We start from the raw sequence: 7,671 nt of genomic DNA on the forward strand, positions 1-7,671 counted from the left end.
AGCAAGGCATGTGCCTGCCGCCCGCGCCTGCCCGTCGATCTGGCTGCGCCGCCCGCTGGGCCGGCGTTGCGGCGCGTTGGGTGTGAACCGGACAGGTCGATTAAAGACCGGTGGGGTCCTCGTCGAGACCGTCGTCGCCGTCATCGGCTGCCGATGGCCGCACGATGTGATCGGGCTCGATGTCGCGATCGGGATCGAGCGTCGAATCGCCGTCGGCTGCGGCGCGCTCGCCCGTGCCGGCGCGATCGGTGTCGCTGGCGAGTTCGGCTTCCCCGGTTTCGAGCGCGTGATTGTCCAGTTCAGTTTCGACGTCGAACTCGTGACGCTTCTCGCCGGCGACATCGCTGCCGCTATCGGACGAATCGCTCGGTCCCAACGTGCCCGTCGTGCCGGAGGTCTGCTTCACCACCTGTTGCGGCTCTTCATCGGGATTCAGCGTGCTGCTCATGGCGCTCTCCTTTTCGGTTGGCTTTGCGTTTGCGTTGCGCTTGCGCTTGCGTTGATACGTATGACGTTGTTCGCAAGGACCGTTCCGCCCGCACACTCGCAGCGTATGCGCCAGGCACCGGCCTTGCTCCGGGCCATCACTGGCGCAACGCGCTTCACGCTTGAAAGTTCTACCTGCGAAGATGGCTATGACGAACAGCACAACTCAAAACGGTCATGCATCGACCGACGACAGCGCGAAGCAGGCCGCGCCCGCCGCGATGCCGCCTGGTTTGCGCCACGCCGACGACAGCAAGCCTGGCTACACACGCAAGCGCGAGAAAGAAGGCTTCGCGTATTTCGACGTCGAAGGAAAACGCATTGAGGACGAAGCGGAAATCCAGCGCATCAACTCGCTTGCGATTCCGCCCGCCTATGAGGACGTATGGATTTGCCCCGATCCGCGCGGCCACATTCAGGCGACCGGACGCGACGTGCGCGGCCGCAAGCAATACCGTTATCACCCGCGTTGGCGCGAAACGCGCGACGCGGACAAGTACGAACGCATGGCGGAATTCGGCCGCGCGTTGCCAAGGATTCGCGCCCGCGTCGCGCGCGATCTCGAACTGCCGGGCATGCCTGCCGACAAGGTGTTCGCGGCCGTCGTGCGGCTGCTCGATACGACGCTTGTGCGCGTCGGCAGCGTCGAATATGCGCGCGAAAACCAGTCATACGGTTTGACGACGCTGCGCAAGAAACATGTGAAGGTCGAAGCGGGACAGTTGCGTTTCAGGTTTCGCGGCAAGAGCGGCATCGAGCACGACGTCACGGTCGACGACCCACGCGTGAAGCGCATCGTGCGGCGCTGTGCGGAACTGCCGGGGCACGACCTGTTCCAGTATCTCGACGACGACGGCACGCGCCGCACCGTCGGCTCCGCCGACATCAACGACTATCTGCGCCGTGCAAGCGGCGCCGACTTCACCGCGAAAGACTATCGGACGTGGGCCGGCAGCGTGTATGCGCTCGCAACGCTGCGGCGGCTCGTGTGCGAGAGCGCCACGGAAGCGCGGCGCCATATCGTCGCGACCGTGAAGGAAGTCGCGGGCCTGCTGCGCAATACGCCCGCTGTCTGCCGGCGCTGCTATATCCATCCGGCCGTCATCAGCGCATTCGAAGCCGACGAATTGCAGACCTTGCCGCCGGGCCAGTCGAGGCGCGGTCTGAAAGTGGATGAAGTGGCGTTTGCCGCGTTGCTCGCACATGCGGAAAAACGCGCGGCGAAACTCGCGCGTCAGGCGGGCGCGAAGGGCCGCAAGCTGCGCGAAGCACAAGCCGCCGACAGCATCAACGGCTCGATTTCGACGCTGCTTCAGAAGTCGCGTGTGATTCGCAAGGAAGCGAACAAGGCAGCAGCGAAAGCCGGCGCAAATACCGGCCGGGCTGCCCGCGCTAAGGTCAACGAGGAAGTCACGGGAAAGGCCAGCCGGAAAGCCGGCGCGCGAAGCGCCCGGCGAGCTGCGGGGGAGCGCGTCGGCTCGCCGCAGTCCGCGGACAAACCCGCAGCGAGTTGAATCGGCTCACTTCGGATCAGCGCTGCGCTGCATGATTGCACCGCGTACACCGCGCAATTAGTTCGGGCAACGAATCACATTTTCTCCTCGAACGCGGCCATCACGAGCCACACGTCGCGCTCGCCGTCGCGGATTTCCGCGGCCAACGCATAAGGATCGCGCGGATCGCAAATCTGCGCGAGCGCTTCATGCGCGATCTCGCCGTTGGGGAACACGCGCTCCGTCAAGGGCCGGACTTCCTGCTTGCCTTCGAACATGCGCTGATCCCTGCGATACACGAGCGTCTGCGATTTCCAGTCGCGAAAGCATTCGAGTACATGCGCGAAATCGCCGCCGCAGATGTTGGACTGATAGTGAATTCGGTTGTTCATGATGAGGTCTCCCACAGATGCGTGGATTCATGATGCTCACCATGAATCGAGCAATCGACATGCCGAGCGCGTTCTTTACAACGCGTTCGAAAGCACGGCAGCGGCGCAGGAATTTCAATGGGGTGCGCATCATTTACGCGGACCGCGCGAGCGCGTGGCAAACGCTTGGCGAAAGCGGACGAGGAACGCGCGTTGCTGCACTCGTCATCACCCCCAAACCTGCGAAGGAGACAGATCATGGTCATGCAAAGTCAGACGCAAGGCACGCAAGGCGCACGCATCGTCGGTAAAGGCAGCGCGACGGCGGAAGGCCCGGGCCCGGACGTAATGGCGGCAGACACACTCGACGACAACAGAGTGCTCAGCAGCGACGGCGAGGACATCGGCAAGATCAAGGACATCATGCTCGACGTGCGCTCAGGGCGTATCGCGTATGCAGTGCTTTCGAGCGGCGGCTTCCTCGGCATCGGCGACAAGCTGCTCGCCATTCCGTGGCACGCGCTCACGCTCGACACCGAGCAGAAATGCTTCGTGCTGAACATGCCGGCGGAGCGCGTGAAAAACGCGCCGGGATTCGACAAGGACCATTGGCCGTCGATGGCGGACGCGACATGGGCCACGTCCGTGCACCAGTACTACGGCAGCGAGCCGTACTGGAGCCGCGACCGTTTCGATATGCGCGATGACGCCGGCGTCGGCGATATTCCGGCAGGCTCGTCGGACGCGCCGGAAGCCGGTGGCGTGAAGCTGTAATCGGCGAGGCACGCGAAACCGCGCGGTTCGCTGCGCGGTTTATAGACTACGCGCCGGCATGCCGCCGTTGCGGCGGCCGGCGCTTTTAATTTCGAACGAGAGAACGGCGTCGCGAATAGCGCATCACGAATCGCGCATCACGCATGCAAAGCGAGTACGACCCGCAAACAGCACCAGACATCTGGCAAAGGAGGCGGCTCCGATGGCCACCAGCAAGACCACACGCAAGACGAAGCGCCCGAAGGCGCGAAGCCGGTCCGGACGTCCGCCGCGGCAACGTCACGCGCAGGCTCATGCGGCGCAGCACAAGAAGGCGTCGCGCGCGAACGGCGGCAAGAGCCCGCACAAGTGGTCGCATCACGTGATGGAAACGAGCGACGCGATGGACCTCCAGCGGGACATCTTCAAGAACGGCAACGCGGAGGAAATCGCGCAGTCGCTCAAACAGTCGTCGACGAAAAGCCGCCGCCGCAAAGGCACACCGTTTCAATCGGCGATGTCGATGCTCAACTTCTACATCAACCGCGCGGGCCGAAACCTGCCAAAAACTCGCCGCGCAACGCTGGAGCAAGCCAAGCGCAAGTTGCGCGAAGCGTTTGGACGCGCGCCCTGAAGCCGCTTTCGTCCGCATCCATTCGCCTTTCACCGCATTCATGCGCGCTCTGACGCATCACATGCGCTCCCATGCCCTCATGTGCGCGTGACGCATCAAGGCTTGCGCCCTTCCACCCCGGCCGGCACGCGCCGTTTGCATGCCGGCCTTGACTGGATGCTCATGCACGAAACTTTGTGGTTTCTCATCGTCGGCTCCGTGCTCGTTTTCATGGGCGTGGCCGCGACGACGCTGCGCCGCCTGCCCGTCAGCGCGGCGATGGTGTATGTCGCGATCGGCTACGCGCTCGGGCCGCCGGGCGTCGGACTGCTGCATCTCGACATGGCCGCCGACGCGCACTTGCTGCGCATGCTCACCGAAGTCGCGCTGCTGGTGTCGCTCTTCGCGATCGGATTGCGCCTGCGCGTCGGCGTGCTCGACAAACTGTGGATGGTGCCGCTGCGTCTCGGCTTTCTTGCGATGCTCGCGACCGTGCCGCTGCTCGCCCTCTTCTGCGCGTACGTGCTTCATCTCGGCTGGGGGCCCGCGATTCTGCTGGCCGCGATTCTCGCGCCGACGGACCCGGTGCTTGCCCACGACGTTCAGGTGCATGACCCCGGCGATCACGATCTGTTGCGCTTCGCGCTCTCCGGCGAAGGCGGTCTGAACGACGGCATTGCGTTGCCTTTCGCGATGATCGGCCTCGCGTTTTGCGCGATGCACGGCGCGGGCGCGGGCGACGTGCTCAACCTTAAACTCGCCGCGTCCGCCGTGTGGGGCGTGCTCGGCGCCATCGCGATCGGCGCGCTGCTCGGCTGGGTGACGACGCATGCGGTCGCCTGGCTGCGCACGCGCTTTGCGCATGCGCTCGGCCTCGAAGGTTTCTTCGCGCTCGGGTTGATCGGCCTGTCGTTCGGCGCGGCGCAGCTCGCGCACACCTACGGTTTTCTCGCGGTGTTCGCGGCGGGCGTGTCGATGCGCCGCGTCGAATATCGCGCGAGCGGCGGCACGTCGCCGCGCGAAACGATCGGCACCGTCGATTCCGCCGACGTCGAAGCGACCGCGTCCGATCCCGACAAGGCGCACGCGTTCATGACCGAGTCGGTGCTCGGCTTCACGATCGAACTGGAACGTATCGCCGAAGTGATCATCATGGCGATGGTCGGCAACGTGCTCGCCACGCTCGCCGCGCCGCTCTTCACGTGGCAGGCGCTCGCGCTCGTCATTGCGCTCTTCATGTTCGTGCGGCCGGCGTCGGTCGCGTTGTCGTTGATCGGCTCGGCCGCTTCGCCGACGCAGCGCCGCCTGATGAGCTGGTTCGGGATTCGCGGCGTGGGCTCGTTCTACTACCTCGCGTATTCGCTCGAACACGGGCCAGCCGCCGACATCAAGCCGCTCGTGCCGCTCGCGCTCGCGGTGGTGACTGCGTCGGTGGTGATTCACGGCGTGTCGGCGACGCCGCTGATGAACCGCTACCGCCGGCTGCGTCGTAGCGAAAGCTAGAATACGGGCGGCCTTTCGCCGCACGCGTACCTTTCGTTTTCACCAGCCTTTGCTACCTCGCCCGCCGATGACTCCTTCCGATCACCCAGCACGAACGAAACGCGCAAGCGCCGGCGAGTCGCTGTTCGCCTTCCTCAAATCGCTGCCGTTCGGCGAGCGGCTCGTCGAAGGCAGTTTGATGGCATTGCAGGCGGTGACGGGCGCGAGCCTCGCGTTCGGCATCGGCCAGGCGCTCCACACCGAGCAGGCGTTCTGGGCCGCGATCACCGCCATTGCCGTGAGCCAGCACAGCTATATCGACACGCGCAAGCTGTCGCGCGATCAGTTCATCGGCGCGATGGTCGGCGGGCTGTGCGGGCTCGCGGGCGCGACGCTCGGCGACGGCTATTTCGCGGCCTACGCGGCGACGGTGGCGGCGGCCATCGTGATCTGCTGGATCGTCAACGTGGGCAGCGCGGCGCGGCTCGGCGGCATCACCGCGACCATCATGCTGCTGGTGCCTGGCATCGGCCCCGCGTGGGACAGGGCGATCCTGCGCCTCGGCGAAGTGACGCTGGGCACCGTGTGCGCGTTGCTGGTCGCATGGTTGATGTCGGTTGTCGAAAAACGCGTGTTCGGCGCGGGCGACGATGGGCGCTGAGGGCCAGGGTTCGCCGTTCGGGCCAGGCAGTTGCAGCCGGCGCGTTGTCGTGCGGTGGACGTCGGTAGCGGCGCGGCGTCACGTCGACGTTCTGCTGAAACGCCTTGCCAAGCGCCGCTTGCGATTGATAGCGCATCGTTTCGCCGATTTTCGCGGCGCTGCGCTGCGGTCCGGCGCTGCGGATCGCAGGCGATCGTCGATCGTCATACGGATCCGCATGAGGAAAGCCGTGCAACGGATCGCGCAGCGCGTTCAGCAGCAAGGCCGACGAACCCGGCGTATCAACCAAGCGGCCGCACTTTACGCAAAGCGTCACACCAGACGGCGCGCCTCCTCTAGCTGCTTGCGGCGCGCCTCGCCCTGGCGCGCGAGCATCCAGCCCGGATACTCGGCGGGCAGCGCGCTCACCTGATCGAGCTTCGCCAGGTCGTCAGCGGTGAGCGCGACGCCGGTGGCCGCGATGTTGTCGTCGAGTTGCTCGACTTTCTTCGCGCCGACGATCACCGACGTCACCACCCGCTGATGCAGCAGCCACGCCAGCGCGATCTGCGCGACCGACACGCGCTTAGCTTCGGCGATCTCGCGCATCGCGTCGATACAGCCGTACGCGCGTTCGCGATCGACCGGCGGGAAGTCGAACGTGGTGCGCCGGCTGCCCGCTTCGCCCTGCTGCTCGCGGCCGTATTTGCCGCTCAGCAGCCCGCCCGCGAGCGGACTCCATACCATCAGTCCGAGGCCTTCGCTTTGCAGCATCGGCACCAGTTCGCGCTCGAGGTCGCGGCCCGCGACGGTGTAATAAGCCTGAAGGGTTTCGAAGCGCGCGAGCCCCAGACGCTCGGCGATGCCAAGCGCCTTCACGATCTGCCAGGCCGCCCAGTTCGACACGCCGACATAGCGCACGTGGCCGTGCTGCACGAGCGTATCGAGCGCGCGCACGGTTTCCTCGATCGGCGTGGCCGGATCGAAACCGTGAATCTGATACAGATCGACGTGATCGAGTTGCAGGCGCTTCAAACTGGCCTTCACTCCGTCGATGATGTGATACCGAGACGCGCCCCGCGCATTCGGAAACTCTCCGGTCGGGCCGAACACCTTGGTGGCCACCACGACCTTGTCGCGCGGCACCTTGAGATTTTTCAGCGCCTGGCCTGTGATCTGCTCGGACAGGCCTTCGGCATAGACGTCGGCGGTGTCGATGAAATTGATGCCCGCGTCGAGCGCCCGGCCGACCAGCCGCTCGGCGTCCGCCTGCTGCAGATCGCCGATCTGCTTCCACATGCCTTCGCCGCCGCCGAAGGTCATCGTGCCGAGACACAGTTCTGAAACGAAGACGCCGGTACGGCCAAGCTGGTTGTATCGCATTGTCGGAACTCCGTTGTGGATGAGTGGACAGGTTAGCTGTAAAGGGTACTGCAATTGGGTGAGGTCGGTTGGGTGGCGGGCATGAGTGGGAAGCAGGATGAGACGCGGGTGAGGGTAAGACGGAACCCGCCTGGAAAAATGACCACGACAATCCTCGCCAATCCGCAAGCCCGACATTTGTGCGACTCTCTGCGCTTTTCCATGTCGTTTCTGTTCGGCGATCAAACACGCCGCCACCTTCCCTTGCTATGCGCATGGCGGCGCGCGCCACGCCCTCGACTGATCCCCCCTGCATGACCGCAGAAATGTGCGTCGCGAATAGTTTGCCGTGCACTTCTGTCAAGATTTGTTGCTCCCCGCCTATCCCGAATTAAATTCGTTGACCTTATTGAACTTAAATGGTCAGTTAACGGGTTTGGCAGCTGAACGCTGCGTCGCTGGTCTTTTCAG

General features: G+C 64.6%; 8 protein-coding genes. 5 read left to right on the forward strand and 3 right to left on the reverse strand.

The features are described from left to right. Positions 1-100: 100 nt before the first annotated feature. Positions 101-448 carry a hypothetical protein gene (locus C8K18_RS22590; RefSeq protein ID WP_006046956.1) on the reverse strand — a complete coding sequence of 116 codons (348 nt, stop codon included), beginning with the start codon at positions 446-448 and terminating at the stop codon, positions 101-103. A gap of 181 nt (positions 449-629) precedes the next feature. Between C8K18_RS22590 and C8K18_RS22595 the strand changes: the two genes are divergently transcribed. Further along, positions 630-2,000 (forward strand): DNA topoisomerase IB, encoded by a 1,371-nt coding sequence (locus C8K18_RS22595; RefSeq protein WP_107709894.1) that lies wholly within the window; start codon positions 630-632, stop codon positions 1,998-2,000. Between the two features lie 74 nt (positions 2,001-2,074). On the opposite strand, the gene C8K18_RS22600 is transcribed toward C8K18_RS22595, so the two are convergent. Next, positions 2,075-2,371, reverse strand: a complete 297-nt coding sequence (locus tag C8K18_RS22600; RefSeq protein WP_006046954.1) for a hypothetical protein — start codon at positions 2,369-2,371, stop codon at positions 2,075-2,077. Positions 2,372-2,608: 237 nt separating this feature from the next. Between C8K18_RS22600 and C8K18_RS22605 the strand changes: the two genes are divergently transcribed. The 4 genes from C8K18_RS22605 (at position 2,609) to C8K18_RS22620 (ending at position 5,859) form a co-directional block, all read left to right on the forward strand. Then, complete coding sequence (locus C8K18_RS22605) at positions 2,609-3,124, forward strand: PRC-barrel domain-containing protein (protein ID WP_006046953.1); 516 nt, start codon at positions 2,609-2,611, stop codon at positions 3,122-3,124. Positions 3,125-3,326: 202 nt separating this feature from the next. Further along, positions 3,327-3,737, forward strand: a complete 411-nt coding sequence (locus tag C8K18_RS22610; RefSeq protein WP_107709896.1) for a DUF3175 domain-containing protein — start codon at positions 3,327-3,329, stop codon at positions 3,735-3,737. 162 nt (positions 3,738-3,899) lie between these two features. Continuing rightward, complete coding sequence (locus C8K18_RS22615; RefSeq protein ID WP_107709923.1) at positions 3,900-5,219, forward strand: sodium:proton antiporter; 1,320 nt, start codon at positions 3,900-3,902, stop codon at positions 5,217-5,219. Positions 5,220-5,286: 67 nt separating this feature from the next. Beyond that, the gene (locus C8K18_RS22620; RefSeq protein ID WP_006046949.1) at positions 5,287-5,859 is read left to right on the forward strand and encodes an aromatic acid exporter family protein; all 573 of its coding nucleotides are present in this window, start codon (positions 5,287-5,289) and stop codon (positions 5,857-5,859) included. A gap of 312 nt (positions 5,860-6,171) precedes the next feature. Here the strand turns inward: C8K18_RS22620 and C8K18_RS22630 are convergent, their stop codons facing one another. Beyond that, on the reverse strand, positions 6,172-7,221 hold the full coding sequence (locus tag C8K18_RS22630) for an aldo/keto reductase (RefSeq protein ID WP_006046948.1): 1,050 nt from the start codon (positions 7,219-7,221) through the stop codon (positions 6,172-6,174). Between the last annotated feature and the right edge of the window lie 450 nt (positions 7,222-7,671).

Origin of the sequence: Paraburkholderia sp. GV068 (genome assembly GCF_003058125.1) — a bacterium.
Classification (GTDB): domain Bacteria; phylum Pseudomonadota; class Gammaproteobacteria; order Burkholderiales; family Burkholderiaceae; genus Paraburkholderia; species Paraburkholderia graminis.

Coding starts and splice junctions, on each gene's coding strand:
- C8K18_RS22590 (WP_006046956.1), bottom strand. CDS start 448: ATGAGCAGCACGCTGAATCCCGATGAAGAGCCGCAACAGGTGGTGAAG.
- C8K18_RS22595 (WP_107709894.1), top strand. CDS start 630: ATGGCTATGACGAACAGCACAACTCAAAACGGTCATGCATCGACCGAC.
- C8K18_RS22600 (WP_006046954.1), bottom strand. CDS start 2,371: ATGAACAACCGAATTCACTATCAGTCCAACATCTGCGGCGGCGATTTC.
- C8K18_RS22605 (WP_006046953.1), top strand. CDS start 2,609: ATGGTCATGCAAAGTCAGACGCAAGGCACGCAAGGCGCACGCATCGTC.
- C8K18_RS22610 (WP_107709896.1), top strand. CDS start 3,327: ATGGCCACCAGCAAGACCACACGCAAGACGAAGCGCCCGAAGGCGCGA.
- C8K18_RS22615 (WP_107709923.1), top strand. CDS start 3,900: ATGCACGAAACTTTGTGGTTTCTCATCGTCGGCTCCGTGCTCGTTTTC.
- C8K18_RS22620 (WP_006046949.1), top strand. CDS start 5,287: ATGACTCCTTCCGATCACCCAGCACGAACGAAACGCGCAAGCGCCGGC.
- C8K18_RS22630 (WP_006046948.1), bottom strand. CDS start 7,221: ATGCGATACAACCAGCTTGGCCGTACCGGCGTCTTCGTTTCAGAACTG.